Source organism: Pseudomonas tolaasii NCPPB 2192 (assembly GCF_002813445.1).
Taxonomy (GTDB): Bacteria; Pseudomonadota; Gammaproteobacteria; order Pseudomonadales; family Pseudomonadaceae; genus Aquipseudomonas; species Aquipseudomonas tolaasii.
Genome location: NZ_PHHD01000001.1, coordinates 353531 through 375364, shown reverse-complemented (window position 1 = coordinate 375364; position 21834 = coordinate 353531). Strand labels below are relative to the sequence as shown.

The window sequence follows — 21834 nt, the reverse complement described above, 5'->3', positions numbered from 1 at the left end:
GGTTTGACAACAGTCAGGTGAATTGCAGTGAGGCATAAGAGTTTGGCCACCCAATTGTCTGCCGCAGTGTTGGCAGGCGCACTGATCGCGCCAGGGATTGAGCCGGTCATGGCCACGTCGCTTCTGGACGACGAAGAACGCGTCAACATCATCAGCCCCAGCAACCTGGGCACGAATTTACCGGGAGGGCCAACGGGCGTCAGCGCACCGGTGGCACCCCAACGCAACATCCCGAACAACCTCGACCTCACACGGGCCATTCAGTTGGCCGTGGAATGGCACCCGGCTATTGCCGAGGCGATCGGGCAGCTTTACCAACAAAACGAGAACGTGAACATCGCCCGTTCCGGCTATTACCCGCAAGTCAGCGGCGGCTTCAATTCGGGTTACGACAGCGGCCTGAGCGGCAATGGCCAGAGCCGTGCGTTTTCCTTGTCGGCTTCGCAGATGCTCTACGACTTCGGCAAGGTTTCAAGTTCGGTGGACAGCGCGCTGGCAAGGGTCAGTGGCAGCCAGGCGGCGATCTTGCTGTCGATTGACCAAGTGGCCCGCGACACCTCGTTCGCGATGATCGAACTGCAACGCTCGCAACGTCTGGTGACCCTGGCCCGTGAGCAAATCGACGGCATTTCGGCGATTGCCGAGTTGGCCAAAAAACGCAGCGACATGGGCGCCAGCACCCGTTCCGACCTGATCCAGGCACGCTCGCGGGTTGAAGCTTCCATGGCCACCCAGCAGCAATTCAGCGCGCAATTCAATCGCTGGCGCAGTGCCTTGAGCAGCCTGCTCGGCGCGCAGTCGCCAGTGAGCGTGTCCGGCGCGTTTCCCTCCTCGTTGGAAAAGTCCTGCGTGGGCGTGATGCCCGATGAAGCGGTCACCCCCACGTTGCTGATCGCCCAGGCCCAGCGTGTGGACGCGTTGGCACTGATCGCCCAGGCCCGCGCCGAAGCCTTGCCGACCGTATCGCTGGACCCCTCGATCACGCATTACCTGGACAACAACGACGACAGTAACCTGCCCGGCGGCCGCGATCGCACCCGCTATGGCGTGTTTCTCAACGTGAAGATGCCGCTGTATCAGGGCGGCGCCATCACCGCGCGCAAATCTGCCGCACAACAGGCACTGCGTTCTGCGGACGCGGCCAATGACGCCGCGCGCCTGGCTGTTCGTCAAGGGTTGCTGGAGGCGCGTGACCAGATATCCAGCCTCTCCCAACGTCTGTCGACCCTGGATTTTCGTGAGCGCAGCATCTCCGAAACCCGCGACCTGTACCGCCAGCAGTACCTCGAACTGGGCACGCGGCCGCTGCTCGACTTGCTCAACGCCGAGCAGGAAATCCACCAGGCGCGCATGGACCGCGAAAACACCGCGGCCGACTTGCGGCGCCTGAATATCGACTGCCTGTACAACACCGGCGGGCTGCGCACGGCGTTCCATTTGGACAACAGCACCCTGCAGGGTGTGGAGATTCGGCCATGAATGAAGCCGTGAAACTTGACGATGACCTGAGTGCAATCCAGACGCCTTTCACTGCACCGCCAGCGTTTGATTACGAGGTGTGGCTGGAGGCGATACTTACGGTTGCCCGGCATTATCGCCTGGAGTGCTCGGCACAGAGCGTGCGCTTGGCGGCGCAGTGGACCGACAGTGCGTCGGTGGAAGAGGTGGTGCGGCGCATGGCGCGCCAGGCCGGTTTGAACTGCGTGATCGCCGACTTTTCTGCTTCGACCTTGATGCAGCGCCAGTTGCCGTTGGTGTTGCAGTTCGATGACGGCCAGGTCGGCGTGCTGCAAACCCTGGGTGAAGATGACACTCTCGGCATCGCCTACAGCGGCGATGGCGGTTTGCAAAGCCTCCTGGGCCGTCGCGAGTTGCTGGAGCAGGCGCGCAAGGTTGTGATCCTGCGGCCCATGGGCGCGGTGCGCGACACGCGGGTCGACGACTACATCAAGCCGTATCAAAAGAACTGGTTCAGCAGCATCGTGCTGCGTGACCTGCGGCCCTACGGCTATGTGATGCTTGCCTCATTGGTGACCAGCGTGCTCGGCCTGGCCGGGGTGCTGTTTTCAATGCAAGTGTATGACCGCGTCATTCCCGCAGAATCCATGCCCACCCTGTACGTGCTGTTCGGTGGCGTGATGCTGGCGCTGGTCTTCGATTTCATCATGCGCATTACGCGCGTGCGTATCACCGACATGCTCGGCAAACGCGCCGACCTGAGGGTGTCGGACCTGGTGTTCGGCCACGCGATTCGTCTGCGCAACAGTGCGCGACCCAAGTCCACCGGGTCGTTTATTTCCCAGCTCAAGGAGCTGGAGCAACTGCGTGAACTGATCACCTCCAGCACCGCGACGGCGTTGGCGGACTTGCCGTTTTTCCTGCTGTTTCTGGTGATCTACTGGATGATCGCCGGCCCGCTGGTGGCGGTGCCCTTGGTGGCCGTGCTGTTTCTGGTGGTGCCGGGCCTGCTGGCGCAAAAGAAACTCGCGGCGTTGGCCAGCGAATCGATGCGTGAAGCCTCGCTGCGCAGCGCAATGCTGGTGGAAACCGTGCAGGGCCTGGACGACATCAAGGCGCTGCAAGCCGAGCAGCGCTTTCAGCAACAGTGGAACCATTACAACGCGACCTGCGGCGATGCCAGCCTGCGTTTGCGCATGCTCACCAACAAACTGGTGGCGTGGAGCAACAACGTACAGGGTTCGGTGTTTGCCGTAGTGGTGGTGTTCGGTGCACCGATGGTCATGGCCAGCGACATGACCACCGGTAGCTTGGTGGCCGCGTCCATCCTCGCATCGCGGATGATGGCGCCGATGTCGCAGATCACCCAGGTGCTGACCCGTTGGCAGCAGGCCAAGGTGGCCCTGCACAGCCTGAACCGCATCATGGAATTGCCGGTGGACCACGCCGAAGGCAGCAAGCGTGTGCATCTGCCGGTGCTCACTGGGCATTACGTGCTGAACCAGGCGGCATTCCAATATTCCGAGGATGCACCAGTGCCGGCACTGCGTGTGGCGGATCTGCAGATACAGCCCGGTGAGCGCATCGCCATTCTCGGCCGTAACGGCGCGGGCAAGTCCACGTTGTTGCAGGCACTGGCCGGGATGCTTGACCTCAAGGCCGGCAGCATCAGCCTCGATGGCGTCGCCCTCGGGCATATCGACCCCGCGGACGTGCGCCGTGACGTGGGCCTGATGACCCAGAACTCGCGGCTGTTTCACGGCACGCTGCGCGACAACCTGATCATGGGCGCGCCCCATGCATCAGACCAAGAAATACTCCAGGCCCTGGCCCTGACCGGCGCGGCTGATTTCATCGGCAAATTTGCCGACGGCATGGACCACATGATTCTCGAAGGCGGCCTCGGGCTTTCCGGCGGGCAGCGCCAATCGTTGTTGCTGTCGCGCTTGATCATTCGCCAGCCGCACATCGTGTTGCTCGATGAACCCACCGCCTCCCTCGATGAGGCCACCGAGCGCCAATTGATTCAACACCTCGACCGCTGGGCCGCTGGCCGCACGCTGATCATCGCGACGCACCGCATGAGTGTGCTGAGCCTGGTGAACCGCATCATCGTGGTCGACAACGGCCAGATCATCGTCGATGACAGCAAGGACAACGCGATTGCCCGGCTGTCCAAACCCAAGGGGAAAACCCAGTGAAAACCCAAGCGCCGAAAAGAATTGCGCTGCTCGCCAGCGAAGACGAAGGCACCGGGCACGGCCATGAGGGGGTGGATGACAGTACGGTGCTGCGCTCCACACGGGTGGTGCTGTGGGTGCTGGTCATGCTGATGGTGTTTGGCGCCTGGGCCTATGTGTTTGAAGTGGATGAAGTGTCCACCGGCAGCGGCAAGGTCATTCCCACGTCCCGCGAGCAAATCATTCAGTCGCTCGAAGGCGGCATCGTCACCGAGTTGAATGTAGGGGAGGGCGATATCGTCAAGCTTGGGCAAACCCTGGCCAGGCTTGACCCGACCAAGACTGAATCCAACTTCGATGAAAGTGCCTCCAAGTACCGTGCGTCCCTGGCCAGCGTGGCGCGCTTGCAGGCTGAGGTGAGCGGCAAGCCGTTGGTGTTCCCGCCGGAGCTGGCGCGCTATCCGGCGCTGATCGGCGCGGAAACCGACCTGTTCAACACCCGGCGCAAAGGCCTGGAGGAATCCCAGGCCGGCGTGCGTTCTTCCCTCGGGTTGGTGCGCAGTGAACTGGAGATCACCGAGAACCTCGCCAAGGTCGGCGCGGCCAGCAATGTCGAGGTGCTGCGCCTCAAACGCCAGAAAGCCGAGCTGGAGTTGAAGCTGACCCAAGCCCGCTCCGATTACATGGTGCGGGCCGGCGAGGACCTGGCCAAGGTCAATGCCGATGTCGAGACGTTGTCGTCGGTGATGCGCGGGCGTTCCGACTCGGTCACCCGCCTGACCCTGCGTTCGCCGGTACGCGGTATCGTCAAGGGCATCGAGGTCACCACCATCGGCGGGATCATCCCACCCAACGGGCGCCTGATGCAGATTGTGCCGCTGGATGAGCAGCTACTGATCGAGGCACGCATCTCGCCAAGGGACATCGCTTTCATCCACCCCGACCAGGTCGCCAAGGTCAAGATCACCGCCTACGATTACGCGATTTATGGCGGGATGGACGGCAAGGTGGTGACCATTTCTCCCGACACCATTCAGGACGAGGTCAAACCCGAGGTGTTCTACTATCGCGTGTTCATCCGCACCGATGCCGACACCTTGAAAAACAAGGCCGGCAAGGCGTTTTCGATCGTGCCGGGCATGATCGCCTCGGTGGACATCAAGACCGGCCAGAAGACCGTGCTCGACTACCTGATCAAGCCCATGAACCGCGCGCGCGAGGCACTGCGCGAGCGCTAGGGGAGGGGGCGGCAATGGGCAAAGCTCTTGTGTTCGGGTTGGCCATGGCTTGTGCGTCGTGGGCGCAGGCTTTCGATGACGCTACGGCGCCACTGCCCTGGAACACCCGCGCCGACAGGGCCACCTGCACCGAGCCTGCCTCGGCGCTGTGGGTCGAGTTCGCCGGGGGCACTGCGTGTATGCGTTACTTCGCCGGCGGCACCCTTGAGCGTGCGCCGACGGTGATCGTGATGTTCCATGGCGACCGCACGGCCGAGATGCATCGCGCGCCGCAGGCGATCGCGGGCAACACCCTGGCCGCCAAAGTCGCCCAGGCCCGGGCGATGAGCAAGCGCGCGGCGGTGCCGGTGGTCATTGTGGCCCGGCCCGGCACTTATGGGTCCAGCGGCGACCACGGGCAACGGCGTCAGGCGCAGGAATTCATGGCCCTCAATGGGGCGCTGGATGAATTGCGCAAGCGTTATGGCATCGGGCAATTCGTTTTACTCGGCCACAGCGGCGGGGCCACGGCCGCCGCCGCGCTGTTGACCCTGGGCCGCACCGACGTGAAATGCGCGGTGATGACCTCGGGAGCCTTCTCGCTGGTCCAGCGTGCGCAGATGATTCGCCAGAGCAAGGGCCTGCCGTCAAAGCCCGGGCGTGATACCAACGGGTTGCTGCACCCGTATGACCCGGCTCAACATATCGATGGCATTGCCGTTGCGCCGCAACGGCAGTTGTTTGTGATCGGCAGTGTTGACGACAAGGTCGCGCCGTTTGCCCTGCAGGAGGGTTTTTATCAGGCACTCAGGCGTGCCGGGCATCCTGTGCAGTTGATCAAGGCCCAGGGCGTACCGAAGGCCTTTCATCAATTGCGTAATGACATTGGGCTGAAGACCGCCGCCCGTTGCGCGGGTTAGGCCGGTACTGTCTGTTCGCGGGTGGCCAGCCGCTCGCACAGCTGCGACAGCCCCGTCCCGCCTGAGCTTTTCACCATCACCCAATCCCCGGACTGAAACCACTGGCCCGGGTCCTTCGTCAATACCTGGGTCAACGCCTTGGCCTGTTCGAACCACTGCACCGACAGCTCACCGCGCAGTGCCAGGTACAGCGCGTGCATCAGAGGGCCGCAAAGCACCACATGCCGCGGTGCCACGGCCCGCAGCGCGTCAGCCAGTTCCAGGTGATAGTGCTGGGCGTCGGCGCCGAGTTCGAGCATATCCCCCAGTACCAGCACGCGGTGACGCGGGGCGATGGGCAGGTCGGCCATGGCACGCAGGGCTGCGCTCATGGAGCCCGGGTTGGCGTTGTAGGCGTCATTGATCAGTTGAAAATGGCCGTCGGCGCATTTGATCGACAGGGTATTGCCACGCCCTTCGACCGGCATGAAGGTGCCCAACGTCGCCAATGCTTGCTCGGCTTCAAGGCCGGCCGCAGACAGCGCAGCCAGCACCGCCAGCGCGTTGAGCACCATGTGTCGCCCGCGAGCCTGCAGGCTGAAATCAAGCGGTTTGCCGGCGTAGCGTGCCTTGACGATCACCTGGTTTGCCTCGCTGGTGCAATCGAGCAACCGCAGGTCGGCCTCGGCGTGTTCGCCAAAGCTGATGACGTGCAACCGCGCGGTTTGAGCGGCTTCGGCGAACAGCGCGTAGTGCGGCATGTCACGGCTGAGCACGGCATGCCCGCCGGGGGCCATCGAGCGGAAGATCGCGCTTTTTTTACGCGCCAGGTTTTCCAGGGTGCCGTGATATTCCAGGTGCGCCGGGGCGATCCCGGTGACCACAGCAATGTGCGGCCTGACCAGTTCGGAGTTGATTGGCATGCGGCCCACGGCCATTTCCAGTACCCAGAATTTTGCCGGCTGGGTCATGCTCGCCAGGTTCCAGGCAATGCCATGGGGCAGGTTGGCGTTGGCCTCGGTCTGGCCCACGTCGCCCCAGTGTTTCAACGCGTGGGCCAGCATCGCGACCACGGTGGTTTTGCCGAAGCTGCCGGTCACGCCGAATACCTGCCCGGCAAAATGCCGCCGGGCGTGGCGGCCCATTTGCAGCATGGCATCGCTGGTGTCGGCGACTTGCAGGACGGGCAGGCCGCTGTCCAGGTAGGGCGTGGGGTCTACGCACATGAATGCGGACGGGCGGCGTTCGGCGCTGGCCTGAGCCCAGCGTTGCGCCGATTGGGCTTCATTGGGGCCGACCTTGCTGGGGTGGCGACTGAGGATGCGTTGTGGCTTGAAGAACTGCATGGAGGGCGTCAACCCGCTGGCGCGCCAGCCGTTCGGTGGCTGGCTGGCCCAGGTTCCCAGCGTCACTTGGGCCAGGGTGTGGGCGTCCCAGGTCCGGTCCGGGGTGGTTTGCGTTTCGACCTTGCCCACCTGGGGCGCGCCGTCCAGCAGGTAACGGTGATAGGCGATCAGCCCGGAAAGGTAGTGCTCTACATCATCAATGCGGACCCGGAACGCATGATGGCGGATAAAAAAGGCCCCGGCGATGCGCGCCGGGTTGGCAAAGTACATCGCCAGTTCCGGCCAGAAATAGCCGTTGAGCAGGTAGCGGGCGCGATGGTGCAAGGCGCAGTAGAACGCGTGCAGGTCGATCTCGTTAAGCAGGTGGCGCAACTCGGGTTGCCCGGCGATGCGCGCAAGCATTTGTTGCGCGGCCATCATCAATTCCAGCAAGGTCGGGAACGTGGTGATGCGTTGCTGCACAAAGCCCAGATAGCCGACAACGTTGTTCAGGCCAAAGCGAAAATACTTTTCGTCGGGACGGTAGCGGGTCAGTTCGTTCACGCAGTAGCTGAGCCAGTGGTCGTGCTCGCGCCAATGTTCTTTTTCGATGAAATAGTCGAACGCTTTCTCCACCACCGCCAGCCAGCGTTCGTTGCCGGTCAACCCATACAGGCGCATCAGGCCGAAGGCGGCTTCGCCGTCGTAGTAGATGATTCGAAACGGCGCTTTGACGCTCAGGTCCTGTGCATGCAAGACGTGCACAAAAGCGCCGCTGGCAGGGTCCTGCATCCAGGCCATGCCATTGGCGAGCGCTTCAAGCAGCGGCAGGTGATGACGAGTGCCGGTGGCTTCGCTGTACTTGACCAGCGCCAACAGGCACACCGCATTGCCACCCAGTTTGATCTCATCGCCGGTATCGGTGAGAAACGCCGCCACACTGCCATCGGGGAGCAAATAGGGCCTGATCAGCACCTGGGTGAGATGTTCCAGCGAGCGGTCGATAGCCGCCTTCAAGTGTGGGTCGCCGGTCAGCGCCCAGGCCTCGATCATCGAGTAGGTGGTGCTGGCATGGCGCAGGGTGTTGTAGGTGTTGATGGCCCGGTCGAAACACGGGAAGTAGCCATAGATGAATTGCCCGCTGTCTTGCACCTGTGTGCTCAGGTAGCGGGAGGCGCTGTCGATGCAGGCCCGCACGGTGTCGGGGGCAAGGGGGCCCAGTGTGCGCCAGCCGGTTTCCAGCCCGTTGCCATTCAGTGCATGCGCCTCGCCATCTTCGGCGCAGAACACACCTGTGGTGCTGAAAACGAAGACGCAGGTTTCCGGCGTCAGGCCGGCGAGGATGTCGGCGGTGGGGGTTGCGGCAAACCGGCGACGAGCGTAGGCGGCGAAGTTTTTCGGGTTGAAGGTGGCGTGGGCAATGTCGCTGCCGCCATACAGGATGGCATTGGCGTTCAGTTCCTGTTCGGTGATGGCCAATCTCAGGTCGCTGTCGAGGGCGATGCCTTGCCTGAAGTAATTGCGCTTGTGACGTTTGAGGCGCTCATTGAGCTTGGCCCACGTGATGGGGGTCACGTTGAATGCCCGTTCCACACGAATCCAGAAACGCTCGGGGTGACAGGTCCCTTGGGAAATGGCTTGGTCGTAGCGGCGTTGCAGTTCAAGGGCACCCGCTTGCCAGGCGTGCTCAAGGCTTTGCGCCGTAACATGAAAAACCTGTGCACGTTGTGTCGTGTCACTCATTGAAAAGAACAAAGTGCAGGGTTGTGAGGCGTCTGATGAGACAGAAAATCCATGAGTGTCTTTACTCAAAAGCGCATGACAAGCAAGCAATTGCTGTTTCACAGGTACAGATCTCCATGTGTCAATAACGTGGCGACAAGCGATGACTACGTAGAGTTATAAGGGTATATCCGTCTAACGCAGGCCAAGTTATTTGTGGTAAAGGCACTAAATCCATTTATATATCAAGAATACAACGAGGCCTCCTCCTGGGCGGGTTCGCGGGCAGGCGAAGTGGTTTGACTTTCATAGTGTTGAAGATGATCACGAATCAGCTTGCGAATGACCTGAGAAATAGTAAGGTCAACTTCCTCGGACAACGACTCCAGCCGCTGCTTGGTGGGTGAGTCGATGAGGATGGTCAGACGCGTTGTTTTATCAGGCATTTTATTTATCCTTTTACAGAAGGCGCGGTCTCAACTGCCGCGTGCAGTACGTACTGAAGTAGGTGATTAATCCTTAGAAAAATCCAGTGGAGTTGTAACCCTGTGCGTTGGAAGTCTAATTCAAATCACTGAGTGTTTGCCATGGGGCAGTGGGGAAACTTGCGAGAATGTGAAGTTCTGCACCTTTCGCCAAGCCGCTTATTATCATCCCGTTATAATCCTGTGAAACTCGGATATTAATGAGGTTTCCAGAAAATTATACGAAGCAGTCGGGGCTGTCAAAAGCCAATACTATCTATTACTAAAGTAGTGTTTGTATTGAGTGGTAAGTGTGATCAGGTAGTTTTTTGCATCATGACATGAGTTTTTTTCAAGAAGTTACTCTTCACAATATTCTGTCACAAAATACTAATTGCTTGTTTCGAGTTGTTGGGGGTGATATTCAGAAGTTGTAACGTAAATGCGGGGGGGGTTGTCGCTGGGTGCAAAAGCGATGTACAGCGCAGTGGCAGGTTCTGATCAAAAAGGGGCCAGGGCGACCCCTCTTGGGGGGCGGTCAAGCAAAAACGAAATACTTGCGCACGGTCTCTACTACCTCCCACGTCCCCTTCATCCCTGGCTCGACCACAAAGATATCCCCGGCCCGCAGGTGAATCGGCTCCAGACCTTCGGGCGTGATGATGCAGTAGCCTTCCTGGAAGTGGCAGTACTCCCACTTCACGTAATTCACGTACCACTTGCCCGGCGTGCAGATCCAGGTGCCCATGATCTTGCTGCCGTCTTCGCTGGTGTAGGCGTTGAGGTTGACGGTGTGCGGGTCACCTTCGAGTTTTTCCCATTTGCAGGCATCCAGGACCGGCAAAGGGTGGGTGTCGCGCAATACGGTGATGGGTTGGGTCATGACGGCTCCGAGGCAGGGAATGGAAAGAACCACCCTAAGGCCTGGGACATTGCTTCAGTGGTCTGAACTCGACATCGGGATGCCCAGAAGCGCAGGCGCCATGAAAACCTGTGGGAACCGGGCTTGCCCGCGATAGCGGAGTGCCAGGCGATAGATAGGCAACCTGTGCCGCCGCCATCGCGGGCAAGCCCGGCTCCCACAGGGACGCGTATGTGACAGATATAGGCGTGAATCAGCCAATTCCTCGCAGTAAGTGCGAAAGATTTCCCGCATGGCGCCAGAATTCGCAAGAAAATTCGCAACCGGCCCTCGTATCATTCTCCTCAGAACGAGTGAGAGCCTTGAAATGAACCCAATAAAAACGTGGTGGGATATCAGCCCGCCCTTGAGCACGGCGACGCCGACCTGGCCGGGCGATACGCCGTTTAAGGAAGAACGCGTGTGGCAGTTCGGCCCGGAGTGCCCGGTGAATGTGGGGCGCGTGACCTTGTCGCCGCACACCGGCGCCCATGTGGATGCGCCGCTGCATTACAGCGCCGACGGCGCGCCGATTGGCGAGGTGTCGCTGGACGTGTACATGGGCCCGTGCCGCGTGGTGCATTGCCTGGGCAGCGGCGCGCTGGTCCAGCCCCATCAGTTGGAAGGGCGTGTGGATAACTTGCCGGAGCGCGTGCTCTTGCGCACTTATGCACAGGCGCCGCTGACCGAGTGGGACTCGAACTTCGCCGCCATCGCCCCGCAAACCATTGAGCTGCTCGCCAGCCTGGGCGTGCGCTTGATCGGCATCGACACACCGTCGCTGGACCCGCAACAGTCCAAGACCATGGATTCCCACACGGCTGTAGCCCGCCATGGCATGGCGATTCTCGAAGGCATCGTGCTCGATGACGTACCGGAGGGCGACTATGAACTGATCGCGCTGCCGTTGCGGTTTGCCCACCTTGACGCGAGCCCGGTCCGCGCCATTCTCCGCCCGCTCAAGGAGCCCACGCGATGAGCCAGTGTCCCTTCTCTGCCGATTACCAACCCCCGGAAGAATGGCATAACGCCGAGCTGAATTTCTCCGAGTCCATGAGCTATGGCGACTACCTGGACCTGGGCAAAGTCCTCAGCGCCCAGCACCCGCTGTCGCCGGACCACAACGAAATGCTCTTCATCATCCAGCACCAGACCTCCGAGCTGTGGATGAAACTGATGCTCCACGAACTCAAGGCCGCCCGCGAACACGTACGCCTGGGCGAGTTGCCGCCGGCATTCAAGATGTTGGCGCGGGTGTCGCGGATTTTCGATCAACTGGTGCACGCCTGGGCGGTATTGGCGACCATGACCCCGTCGGAGTACAAGGCGATCCGCCCGTTCCTCGGGCAGTCGTCGGGGTTCCAGTCGTTCCAGTACCGCGAGATCGAATTCATCCTCGGCAACAAGAGCGCGGCGCTGTTGCGACCCCATGCCCATCGACCGGAGCTGTTGAACGAGTTGAAAGTGGCGATTGCCACGCCGTCGCTGTATGACGAGGCGATCAACCTGATGATCAAGGCCGGCCTGGCGATTGATCCCAAACGCGCCGAGCGCGACCCGACGGCGGCCACGGTTCACGATGACTCCGTGGAGGCGGCGTGGCGTGAGGTGTATCGCGACCCGAGCCGGTATTGGGATTTGTATCAGTTGGCCGAGAAGTTTATCGACCTGGAAGATTCGTTCCGCCAGTGGCGTTTCCGGCACGTGACTACGGTGGAGCGGATTATCGGTTTCCAGCCGGGAACCGGCGGCACCGAGGGCGTGGGTTACCTGCGCAAGATGCTCGACACGGTGTTGTTTCCCGAACTGTGGCGAGTACGTTCCACGCTCTAACAAAAAAGCCCCGGAAAACCGGGGCTGATCGTTCCCACGCTCTGCGTGGGAATGCCGCTCTGGACGCTCTGCGTCCGCTCTAAAGTGGTGACGCGGAGCGTCACGGGATGCATTCCCACGCGGAGCGTGGGAACGATCATCATGCTCTCGAATTTCTCATCCGCAGTTTGTAGGCCACATAGATAATCCCCACCCACACCGGCATCGCGTACACCGACTCGCTGATCCCCGGAATCGCCAGCATCACGCTGATGATCATCACCATGAACGCCAGGCACAGGTAGTTGCTGAACGGGAACCAGAAGGTCTTGAACGATGGCGTCACGCCTTGCACGGCCATGGCCTTGCGGAACTTGATATGGGTGATGCTGATCAGCGCCCAGTTGATCATCAGCGAGGCAACCACCAGCGCGAACAGCAGCTCCAGCGCACTCTTTGGTGCCACGTAGTTGACCACCACGCACAACATCGTCACCAACGCCGAAATCGCCAGGGCGCGGATCGGCACGCCTTGCTTGTTCAGCTTCATCAGGGATTTTGGCGCATCGCCTTGCTCGGCCAGGCCGAACAGCATGCGGCTGTTGCAGTACACGCCGCTGTTGTACACCGACAGCGCGGCGGTCAGCACCACGAAGTTGAGGATGTGCGCGGCGGTGTCGTTACCGATCAGCGAGAAGATCTGCACAAACGGGCTGCCACTGTAGGCATCGCCCGAGGCGCCAAGGGTTTGCAGCAATTGATCCCATGGGTACAGCGACAGCAGCACGGTCAGAGCGCCGACGTAGAAAATCAGGATCCGGTACACCACCTGGTTGATCGCCTTGGGGATCACCTTGCGCGGCTCGCTGGCCTCGGCGGCGGTGATGCCCACCAGCTCCAGGCCGCCGAACGAGAACATGATGAAGGCCATGGACATCAACAGCCCCATGCCGCCATTGGGGAAGAACCCGCCGTGGCTCCACAGGTTGCTGACGGTCGCTTGCGGGCCGCCGGTGCCGCTGAACAGCAGGTAGCAGCCGAGCACGATCATGCCGACAATCGCCACCACCTTGATGATCGCGAACCAGAACTCGGCTTCACCGAAGAACTTCACGTTGAGGGTGTTGATCAGGTTCACCGCGACAAAGAACACCAGCGCGCTGACCCAGGTCGGAATCTCCGGCCACCAGAACTGAATATACTTGCCCACCGCCGTCAGCTCGGCCATGCCCACCAGCACATAAAGTACCCAGTAGTTCCAGCCTGCCAGGAAGCCCGCATAGCCGCCCCAGTACTTGTGCGCGAAGTGGCTGAAGGAACCGGCAACCGGCTCTTCGACGATCATTTCGCCGAGCTGGCGCATGATCAGGAATGCGATGAAGCCGGCAATCGCATAGCCGAGGATCATCGACGGCCCCGCCGACTTGAGCACCCCGGCCGAGCCGAGGAACAACCCCGTGCCGATCGCCCCTCCCAAGGCGATCAGTTGAATGTGCCGGTTCTTCAGGCCACGCTTGAGGCCCACCGGGTTAACCATGTCATCCGCCATCAACATTCCCTTCTACTTGTTTTTTTCAGGGTGAATGCACGCCGCACCCGCCCCTCAAAACTTCTGAGGGGTCAGATATTACTCTGCGTAAACTTTTCGTAATACAGCTGAACGCCATCAAGTGCCTGATCTGCCAGCCATTGCTGGACGGATTCGACCATTGGACGGGGGCCGCACAGGTACATATCCGCCGATCTGTCCCGCAATTCGGCCAGGTCGAAATGTTCGGTGAGGTAACCGCGCTTGCCGGGCCACTCGGGCGGGGGCGCGCTCAGCACTTCGGTGTAACGAAAGTCGGGAATTTTCGACGCGTAGGCTGCAATGCGAGTGGCCTCGCACAAATCCTCGGCACCCCGCACGCCGTAATACAGATGCACGGGCTGGTTGCAGCCGCTGGCGGCCAGCTCGTCGAGCATGCCCAGCAAGGCTGACAGCCCGGTACCGCCCGCCACCAGCACCAGCGGTTTGCTCACATGGCGCAGGTAAAACGCGCCCAGTGGCGCTTCCATTAAAAGCGCATCGCCGACCTGGCAGCGCTCGCGCAGGTAGTTGCTCATCACGCCGTCGGGTAACAGGCGCACCAGAAACTGCAACGGGTTGCCCGGAAGGTTGGCGAAAGAGTACGACCGCCAACTGTCGGTGCCGGGAACCGACAGACGGGCATATTGGCCGGGCAGAAAATCCAGCGGGTGTTCCAACTGCACCTGCAGGATCGCCGTGCTGGCCGATACCTGCTGCACCGCGCTCACCGTGCCGCGCACCTGCACCGGGCCCGGCGCATTGCACAGGCTGGAATCAAAATCGAAGTAAAACGCCGCGTCGGATTTGACCCGAGTTTGGCAACTGAGCATTTTGCGTTGTTGCAGGTCGAGGCTGGAGAGGGCTTCTTCGTCCACATAATCCTGGGTGTACTCGCCGGACTCGCAACGGCCCTGGCAGGTGCCGCATACGCCTTCACGGCAATCGAGCGGGATCTTGATGCCATGGCGCAACGCGGCATCCAGCAGGATTTCATTCGCGCCCACCGGAAAAAACAGGGTCTTGCCGTCGGCAAAACTGAAGGCCACTTTGTGATTCATATTCCAAGCTCCCTCGCCACAAGGTGTGGTTTGCCGGGTTAGAGGTGATAGAAATCCAGCACCGAGTTGATGGTGTCGTTGAGCAACAACGCGTGCTTGCGGGTGATCAGCCAGCTGTCGCCACTCGGCTTGAGGCTGTAGGTGGCGTGCCCGTAGAACTGCTCCGACGTGGCCAGGCGATAGAACAGCGTGTGCCAGTTCAGCCGCACTTGCAGCGTTCCATCCGGCTGTTCGGCCACGCGCACGTTGTTGATCAGGTGCAAGGTGCGCGGCATCGGGGTGGCTGAGGCAGCCTTGCCGGTGCGCAGGCGAAATACCCGGTCTTCAAGGCCCGAGCGGTTGGCGTAGTAGATCAGCGACATCTCGCGCTTGGGGTCGCGGGTGAAGACGTGTTCCGAGTCCCATTGCGGCAGGTGGAATTCGCTCTGCGGGTCGAACAGCTGCACATACGCATCCCAGTCCTGGGCGTCGCACAGCTCGGATTTGCGGTAGAAAAATTGCTCAATGCGGTACTGCAATTGGGCATTCATCATTCCACCTCCCGCACTGTCAGCGCCTGTTTGTCCAAACCCTTGAGCAGGAACTGCTGCCAGTTGCGGTGCTGGTTGACGTACAGCCCTTCATGGGTGAATTCGGTGCCGGTCATGGCGGGCTGGATGCCGAGGGCTTCGCTGTTGGGCGTGGGCCCGGTTTCCCAGCGGTGGCTGCCACGCGAGATGTCGCTCCAGCGCTCCAGCCGCCCCTGGAAGCCGCGTTGGGCTTCGCGGAACTCCACCAGGTCATCCGGCGTGCCCATGCCCGACACGTTGAAGAAATCCTCGAACTGGCGGATGCGATTTTCGCGGTCGGCATCGGATTCGTTCTTCACGCCCAAACACTGGCTGATGATCTCGGTCTTGTTCCACGCTACGGGGCGGATGATGCGCAGTTGCGAGCTGATCTGATCGAGGAAGAACAGGTTCGGGTAGATATTCAGGTTGCGCAGACGGTGCATCATCCATTCGGCTTTCTGCTGGCCGTGCTCCTGCACCAGGCGCGGCATGATGGTGGCGTAGCCGGAGCGCACCGTCGGGTTGGGCATGTCGCTGAACAGCACGCTGTGACCATTGTTGAAGGCGAACCAGCCGTCATCGGTATTCGCGTCGCCCGCGCCGAGTTTGCTGTAGTCCAGCGTGGTGCCTGGGCCGGTGCCGTTTTCGCTGTTCACTTGCTGGCGGTGCTGCACCGTGGCCACGTAGTTGTAGTGCACGGTGCTCACGTGATACCCGTCCAGCCCGTTTTCGTTTTGCAGCTTCCAGTTGCCGTCGTAGGTGTAGGCGGATTTGCCCGGCAGTACCTCAAGCTCGCCGGTGGCGGACTGCGCGACCATCATGTCGAAAAACACTTTGGCGTCGCCCAGGAAGTCTTCCAGGCGGTCGGTGCCCTTCACGTCCAGGCTGATAAATACAAAGCCCTTGTAGCTCTCGATGCGTGCTTTTTTCAGGCCGCGCGTGGCTTTGTCGAACCCTTCCGGGTATTCCCCCGGCGCCTTGACCTTCACCAGTCGCCCGTCGCTTTTGTAGCACCAGGCATGGAACGGGCAGGTGAAGGTCGACTGGTTGCCCTTGCCCACGCGGGTGAGGGTGGTGCCGCGATGCTGGCAGGCGTTGATCAGCGCATTGAGCTGGCCCTCGCCATCGCGGGTGATGATCATGGGCTGGCGCCCGGCGCGCATCGTCACAAAGTCGTGGTTATTCGCCAATTCGCTTTCGTGGCAGGCGTAGATCCAGTTTTTCTCGAAGATCAGTTCCATTTCCAGATCAAACAGCTCGGGCTCGGTGAACATGTCTCGCGCAATGCGGAACACTTCGTCCACAGGCCGAAAATCCAGGCAGCCTTCGATAAACGTTTTCCACTGCTCGACGCTTTTTGCACCACTCATGGGAGGCACCTTTTTTGTCAGGGGCTAATCGGTGGCTCATTTAAGTCGGCGAGATCGGACGCGGGCTATCCGCTTAATGGGAGAAGCTGGGCCAAATAATTGGGGCGGGTGCCGTGCGGTGGCGCAATACGCTACTGTGATTAAACAGACGCGCCGCCAGAGCGCGCGATAGCCGTGGGTGCCCCCTGATGAGTAGCCATACACGCGAAATCCATATTCAACGCTTCGACCTGGAAGGCGCCTGCAGCTGGATGTCCGGCATCTGCGGCCCGCATCGGCTGGCGACGGCCACACCCGAGCGCCTGCGCTTTCACCACAGTGCCAACGTGTTCAAATCCCGCGCCACGACGCTGGGCGTGATCGAGTACGGCACCGACGTGACCATCGGCATTGAGGATGCCGAGCGTTTCAGCAGCTACAGCCTGAGCCTGCCGCTGGTGGGCGAACAGGAGTTGAGCAAGGGCGGCGAGCGCCTGAGCTCCAACCGTGATCAAGGCGTGATCCTGGCGCCCAATGAACACCAGGTGCTGGCGATTTCCGGTGACTGTCGCAAGTTGCAGGTGGTCATTACCCGGGCGGCGATGAGCGAGTCGCTGGAAGGCTTGCTGCAACGTCCCCTCGAGGCGCCGCTGCGTTTTGAACCCGTGATGGACGCGGTGGGTGGTGCGTCGGCGTCGTGGTGGCGCATGGCGCGTTATTTCATCGCCGAACTGGAACACGGCAGCGAGTTATACGAGCAGGCGGCCTTTACCCGCGACCTGGAAAGCTCGCTGATCAAGGGGTTGATCCTCGCCCAGCCGAACAACTATTCGGAGGAATTGCGCGACGTACTCGGCGTGAAACTGCCGCATTATTTGATCCGTGCGCGCCGGTTTATCCACGCCCATGCCCGTGAGGCGGTGCATCTGGAAGACCTGGAAGCGGCGGCTGGCGTGTCGCGGTTCAAGCTGTTCGAGGCTTTTCGCAAATACTTTGCGCTGTCGCCCATGGCGTATTTGAAGAAGTACCGGCTGGGGGCTGTGCGTCAGGAAATGCTGGAGCAGGGCTCTACCCGCACCATCTCTGAAATCGCCTTGGGTTGGGGGTTTACCCATTTGGGACGGTTTTCGGCGGAGTATCGCAAGCTGTTCGACGAGTCGCCGAGCCAGACGCTGCAACGCAAGCGCCTGCGCAGCCTTTGAACCCCATGAAGCTCCCACATTGGAAAGAGGGTGGCTTTGAAATCTCAGATCAGCTCTTCCACCAGTTGCAAACAATGACCAAGCCCCGGCGACTGGTCATTCATCCGACGGCTCAAAATAATCGGCGAGGTCGCCGTGGCCTCCACAATCGGCGTGTAGCCAATATCCGCCCGGTGCAGCACCTGCACCGACGCCGGTACCAGCGTCACGCCCATTCCCGCGCCCACCAGCCCGATGGCCGTTTGCAACTCGTTGGTCCACTGCGCCACCTTGAGGCTCAAACCGTGCGCGTCGAACAGTGCGATCACATGGTCGGCATAGCTGGGGCGCGGGTTGCCGGGGTACAGCACAAACGGCTCGGCGGCCAATTGGGCGAGGGTGGCGGGGGCGTCCAGCAGCGGGTGGCCGGCGGGCAGCACGGCGACCAGTCGGTCCTCCACCAGCACACGCTGGACGATGGCCGGGTCGTCGATGCGAATGCGCCCGAAGCCCACATCGATGCGCCCGGCCTTGAGTGCTTCGACCTGCTGCAACGTGGTCATTTCCGACAAGCCCAACTCCAGTTCCAACGCCTCATGGTTGCGCAGCCGCCGGATCAATTCCGGCAGCACGCCGTACAGGGTCGAGGGCGCAAAGCCGATGCCGAGCCAGGTCTTTTCGCCCAGGCCGATGCGCCGTGTGTTGTCGCAGACCTTGCCCAGCTGTTCGAGCAGCACATTGCAGTGGTCATAAAAAAACCGCCCGGCCTCGGTCAGCCGCAGCGGCCGACCACGCTCGAGCAACATCACGCCCAACTCATCTTCCAGTTGCTGGATCTGCCGACTCAACGGCGGCTGGGCGATGTGCAGGCGTTCGGCTGCGCGGGTGAAGTTGAGGGTTTCACCCAGCACCTGAAAATAGCGCAAGTGACGCAGTTCCATGACGGCTCCTTTCATACCTTGAAGGTATTGTGCGAGACCCATTCTATATTGGAAGCCTTAAAAAATACGGCACAGAATCGACGCAAATCTATAAAGAACCCCACGGGTATAGCCATGCCGATTTGCGCCATCGAGTCGATCGACACGATCATCGTCGACCTCCCGACCATCCGCCCGCACAAGCTGGCGATGCACACCCTGCAACACCAGACGCTGGTGATCATCCGCCTGCGTTGCGCCGATGGCATTGAAGGCATCGGCGAGGCCACCACCATCGGTGGCCTGAGCTACGGCAACGAAAGCCCTGACAGCATCAAAATCAATATCGACCGCCACTTCGCGCCGCTGCTGATCGGCCAGGATGCGAGCAATATCAACGCGGCGATGTTGCGCCTGGAACGCAGTATTCGCGGCAACACCTTTGCCAAGTCCGGTATCGAAAGTGCCTTGCTCGATGCGCTGGGCAAACGCCTGAATCTGCCGGTCAGCGAACTGCTCGGCGGCCGCGTGCGCGATGCCTTGCCAGTGGCCTGGACCCTGGCCAGCGGCAACACTGAGCAAGACATTGCCGAGGCGGAAAAGATGCTTGACCTGCGCCGTCACCGCCTCTTCAAGTTGAAGATCGGCGCCGGTGATGCCAGCCGTGATCTGGCCCATGTGATTGCGATCAAAAAAGCTTTGGGCGAGCGCGCCAGTGTGCGTGTGGACGTTAACCAGGCCTGGGATGAAGCCGTGGCCCTGCGCGCGTGCAAGGTACTTAGTGACAACGGCGTCGACCTGATTGAGCAACCGATTTCGCGCAACAACCGCGGCGGCATGGCGCGGCTCAACCTGTCGAGCCCGGCGCCGATCATGGCCGATGAGTCTATCGAATGCGTGGAAGACGCCTTCAACCTGGCCCGCGAAGGTGCGGCCTCGGTGTTTGCGCTGAAGATCGCCAAAAACGGCGGCCCGCGTGCGGTGTTGCGCACGGCGGCGATTGCCGAAGCGGCGGGCATCGGCCTGTACGGCGGCACCATGCTCGAAGGCGGCATTGGCACGCTGGCCTCGGCGCATGCGTTTCTCACGCTGAACAAACTGGCGTGGGGCACCGAGCTGTTCGGCCCGTTGTTGCTGACTGAAGACATCCTCGCCGAGCCACCGGTGTATCGCGATTTTGAGCTGCACGTGTCCACCGTGCCGGGCCTGGGCCTGGCCATTGATGAAGAGCGCCTGGCGTTCTTTCGCCGCGACAAACACTAAGAGGCGCCTGCCATGTTGTTCCACGTAAAAATGACCGTGAACCTGCCACTCGACATGCACCCCGAGCGTGCGGCGGTTTTGAAAGCCGAAGAGAAAGCCCTCGCGCAACGCCTGCAACAGGAAGGCAAATGGCGCCACCTGTGGCGCATCGCCGGGCACTACGCCAACTACAGCGTGTTCGACGTGGGCAGCGTGCAGGAACTGCACGACCTGCTGATGCAACTGCCGCTGTTCCCCTACATGGCCATCGAAGTCAACGCGCTGTGCCGCCACCCTTCGTCGATCCATGAGGACGACCGCTGAGCCTGTTTCCACGCTAATAACGACAAGATGAGGATTGCACCATGTCCATCCGGATTTCCCAGACTGCCCACGCCCAGCGCTTTCTCGAAGAAGCCAGCGGCAACCTCAACGACAGCGGCAACCCGCGCGCCAAGGCGCTGATTTACCGGATCCTGCGGGACACGGTGAACATCATCGAAGACCTGGAAGTGACCCCGGAAGAGTTCTGGAAGGCGGTCAATTACCTCAATGAGCTGGGCAAAAACCAGGAAGCCGGTTTGCTCGCGGCCGGATTGGGCCTGGAGCATTACCTGGACTTGCTGATGGACGCCGCTGACGAAGAGGCCGGCAAATCCGGCGGCACCCCGCGCACCATCGAAGGCCCGTTGTATGTGGCCGGTGCGCCGTTGAGCCAGTACGAAGCGCGACTGGATGACGGCACGGATGCCGCCGTGCCGCTGTTCATGCGCGGGCAGGTGCGCGACACGCAAGGCAAACCGTTGGCGGGGGCGATTGTGGATGTGTGGCAGGCCAATACCGGCGGCACCTATTCGTGGTTTGACCCGGCGCAATCCGAGTTCAACCTGCGCCGTCGCATCCAAACCGATGCCCAGGGCAACTACCGTTTTCGCAGCATCGTGCCGTCGGGTTACGGCTGCCCGCCGACCGGCCCGACCCAGCAGTTGCTCGACCAACTGGGGCGCCACGGCCAGCGTCCGGCGCACATTCACTTCTTCATCTCGGCACCGGGGCATCGACACCTGACCACGCAGATCAACCTGTCGGATGACCCGTACCTGCATGATGATTTTGCCTATGCGACGCGGGATGAGTTGATTGCCGAAATTCGCTTCAGCGACGACCTGCAGTTGGCGCGGGAATTTGGCGTGGAAGGGCGGTTTGCGCAGATTGAGTTTGACTTTGAGTTGCAGCCAGCGGCGGCGCCGGTAGAGCAGAAGCGCATGCAGCGCGTACGCGCCCTCGAAGACTAAACACGACCTGATCGTTCCCCCGCTCCGCGTGGGAATGCCGCTCTGGACGCTCCGCGTCCGCTGTTAAAGGCGCGACGCGGAGCGTCACAGGATGCATTCCCACGCGGAGCGTGGGAACGATCGTCCTTACTTGCGGATGACCAGATCCAACACCTCATCCCGATCCTTGATCTTCTGCAGCACGATCTCCGAGCGAATATCCACCACCCCCGCCGTGCGGTTCAGGTGGTTCACGATAAAGTCCGAAAAATGCTTCAAATTCCGCGCCTGCACCCGCAACACATAGTTGCTCGCGCCGGTGATCACGTACGCACTGGCCACCTCGGGCCAGCCCTGCACCTTCTTGATGAACGTCTCGTGCCAGTCCTCCACATCCTGGCGCAGCGACAAGTGCACGATGGCCTCCAGCTCGATCCCCAACTGCTCGGCATTCAGCACTGCGCGGTAGCCGCTGATGATTCCCTCGCTCTCCAGCAGGCGCAAACGGCGCAGGCAGGCGGAGGGCGACAGCGCGACTTTTTCCGCCAGTTCCTGGTTGCTGATACGGCCATCCTGTTGCAGGAAATGCAGGAGGCGCAGGTCGGTGGCGTCGAGAATCATGGTTTGAATAAATCCGCGTGTTTTGAGGGTAAATTCGAATTTCCTACAGCTTAATTAGCCTGTTGCCAGTTACTTTGCACGAAAATTCTC

Annotated in this window: 19 protein-coding genes; 10 read left to right on the top strand and 9 right to left on the bottom strand. The window is 60.9% G+C overall.

Going from position 1 to position 21834, the window contains the following annotated elements; genetic code table 11:
- Positions 1-108 precede the first annotated feature (108 nt).
- Genes ATI14_RS01835 through ATI14_RS01820 form a run of 4 tightly spaced genes read left to right on the top strand, consistent with a single transcriptional unit; the run spans position 109 to position 5775 of the window.
- On the top strand, positions 109-1479 hold the full coding sequence (locus tag ATI14_RS01835; RefSeq protein WP_100217175.1) for a TolC family outer membrane protein: 1371 nt from the start codon (positions 109-111) through the stop codon (positions 1477-1479).
- The gene (locus ATI14_RS01830) at positions 1476-3659 is read left to right on the top strand and encodes a type I secretion system permease/ATPase (RefSeq protein WP_016973155.1); all 2184 of its coding nucleotides are present in this window, start codon (positions 1476-1478) and stop codon (positions 3657-3659) included. The genes ATI14_RS01835 and ATI14_RS01830 overlap by 4 nt, the downstream gene beginning before the upstream one ends.
- Before the next feature lie 26 nt (positions 3660-3685).
- Entirely contained in the window at positions 3686-4876 is a 1191-nt protein-coding gene (locus ATI14_RS01825) for a beta-barrel domain-containing protein (protein WP_051032804.1), read from the top strand.
- 14 nt (positions 4877-4890) lie between these two features.
- Positions 4891-5775: an alpha/beta hydrolase family protein gene (locus tag ATI14_RS01820; protein ID WP_016973153.1), complete on the top strand. Its 885-nt coding sequence runs from the start codon at positions 4891-4893 to the stop codon at positions 5773-5775.
- Here the strand turns inward: ATI14_RS01820 and ATI14_RS01815 are convergent.
- The 3 genes from ATI14_RS01815 to ATI14_RS01805 form a co-directional block, all read right to left on the bottom strand.
- The gene (locus ATI14_RS01815) at positions 5772-8822 is read right to left on the bottom strand and encodes a Mur ligase family protein (RefSeq protein ID WP_177007938.1); all 3051 of its coding nucleotides are present in this window, start codon (positions 8820-8822) and stop codon (positions 5772-5774) included. The genes ATI14_RS01820 and ATI14_RS01815 overlap by 4 nt on opposite strands.
- 224 nt (positions 8823-9046) lie before the next feature.
- Entirely contained in the window at positions 9047-9247 is a 201-nt protein-coding gene (locus ATI14_RS01810; protein ID WP_016971017.1) for a hypothetical protein, read from the bottom strand.
- 556 nt (positions 9248-9803) lie between these two features.
- The gene (locus ATI14_RS01805; protein WP_016971018.1) at positions 9804-10148 is read right to left on the bottom strand and encodes a cupin domain-containing protein; all 345 of its coding nucleotides are present in this window, start codon (positions 10146-10148) and stop codon (positions 9804-9806) included.
- A gap of 346 nt (positions 10149-10494) precedes the next feature.
- On the opposite strand from ATI14_RS01805, the gene kynB reads away from it, so the two are divergent.
- Both kynB and kynA read left to right on the top strand, forming a co-directional pair.
- Positions 10495-11145, top strand: coding sequence for an arylformamidase (gene kynB / locus ATI14_RS01800; protein ID WP_016971019.1), 651 nt, complete (start codon positions 10495-10497; stop codon positions 11143-11145).
- Positions 11142-11999, top strand: coding sequence for a tryptophan 2,3-dioxygenase (gene kynA, locus ATI14_RS01795; RefSeq protein ID WP_016971020.1), 858 nt, complete (start codon positions 11142-11144; stop codon positions 11997-11999). The genes kynB and kynA overlap by 4 nt, the downstream gene beginning before the upstream one ends.
- Positions 12000-12138: 139 nt before the next feature.
- On the opposite strand, the gene ATI14_RS01790 is transcribed toward kynA, so the two are convergent.
- The 4 genes from ATI14_RS01790 to antA all read right to left on the bottom strand — a co-directional run bounded on the left by ATI14_RS01790 (position 12139) and on the right by antA (position 16527).
- Positions 12139-13527, bottom strand: a complete 1389-nt coding sequence (locus tag ATI14_RS01790) for an amino acid permease (RefSeq protein ID WP_017256007.1) — start codon at positions 13525-13527, stop codon at positions 12139-12141.
- 71 nt (positions 13528-13598) lie between these two features.
- Positions 13599-14606: an anthranilate 1,2-dioxygenase electron transfer component AntC gene (gene antC / locus ATI14_RS01785; protein ID WP_080519985.1), complete on the bottom strand. Its 1008-nt coding sequence runs from the start codon at positions 14604-14606 to the stop codon at positions 13599-13601.
- A 38-nt stretch (positions 14607-14644) separates the two neighbouring features.
- Positions 14645-15136, bottom strand: a complete 492-nt coding sequence (gene antB / locus ATI14_RS01780; RefSeq protein WP_016971023.1) for an anthranilate 1,2-dioxygenase small subunit — start codon at positions 15134-15136, stop codon at positions 14645-14647.
- Positions 15136-16527: an anthranilate 1,2-dioxygenase large subunit gene (gene antA / locus ATI14_RS01775; RefSeq protein ID WP_080519984.1), complete on the bottom strand. Its 1392-nt coding sequence runs from the start codon at positions 16525-16527 to the stop codon at positions 15136-15138. Before antA ends, antB begins: the two co-directional genes overlap by 1 nt.
- A 188-nt stretch (positions 16528-16715) precedes the next feature.
- Here antA and ATI14_RS01770 point away from each other — a divergent pair, with 188 nt between their 5' ends.
- The gene (locus tag ATI14_RS01770) at positions 16716-17708 is read left to right on the top strand and encodes an AraC family transcriptional regulator (RefSeq protein WP_016971025.1); all 993 of its coding nucleotides are present in this window, start codon (positions 16716-16718) and stop codon (positions 17706-17708) included.
- 44 nt (positions 17709-17752) lie between these two features.
- Here ATI14_RS01770 and ATI14_RS01765 read toward each other — a convergent pair whose 3' ends face one another.
- Complete coding sequence (locus tag ATI14_RS01765; RefSeq protein ID WP_016971026.1) at positions 17753-18628, bottom strand: LysR family transcriptional regulator; 876 nt, start codon at positions 18626-18628, stop codon at positions 17753-17755.
- Between the two features lie 114 nt (positions 18629-18742).
- On the opposite strand from ATI14_RS01765, the gene ATI14_RS01760 reads away from it, so the two are divergent.
- Genes ATI14_RS01760 through catA form a run of 3 tightly spaced genes read left to right on the top strand, consistent with a single transcriptional unit; the run spans position 18743 to position 21144 of the window.
- On the top strand, positions 18743-19870 hold the full coding sequence (locus ATI14_RS01760; protein ID WP_016971027.1) for a muconate cycloisomerase family protein: 1128 nt from the start codon (positions 18743-18745) through the stop codon (positions 19868-19870).
- A 12-nt stretch (positions 19871-19882) separates the two neighbouring features.
- Positions 19883-20173 carry a muconolactone Delta-isomerase gene (catC, locus tag ATI14_RS01755; RefSeq protein WP_016971028.1) on the top strand — a complete coding sequence of 97 codons (291 nt, stop codon included), beginning with the start codon at positions 19883-19885 and terminating at the stop codon, positions 20171-20173.
- A 41-nt stretch (positions 20174-20214) separates the two neighbouring features.
- Positions 20215-21144 carry a catechol 1,2-dioxygenase gene (gene catA / locus ATI14_RS01750; RefSeq protein ID WP_016971029.1) on the top strand — a complete coding sequence of 310 codons (930 nt, stop codon included), beginning with the start codon at positions 20215-20217 and terminating at the stop codon, positions 21142-21144.
- Positions 21145-21270: 126 nt separating this feature from the next.
- Here the strand turns inward: catA and ATI14_RS01745 are convergent, their stop codons facing one another.
- Positions 21271-21744, bottom strand: a complete 474-nt coding sequence (locus ATI14_RS01745) for an Lrp/AsnC family transcriptional regulator (protein ID WP_016971030.1) — start codon at positions 21742-21744, stop codon at positions 21271-21273.
- Between the last annotated feature and the right edge of the window lie 90 nt (positions 21745-21834).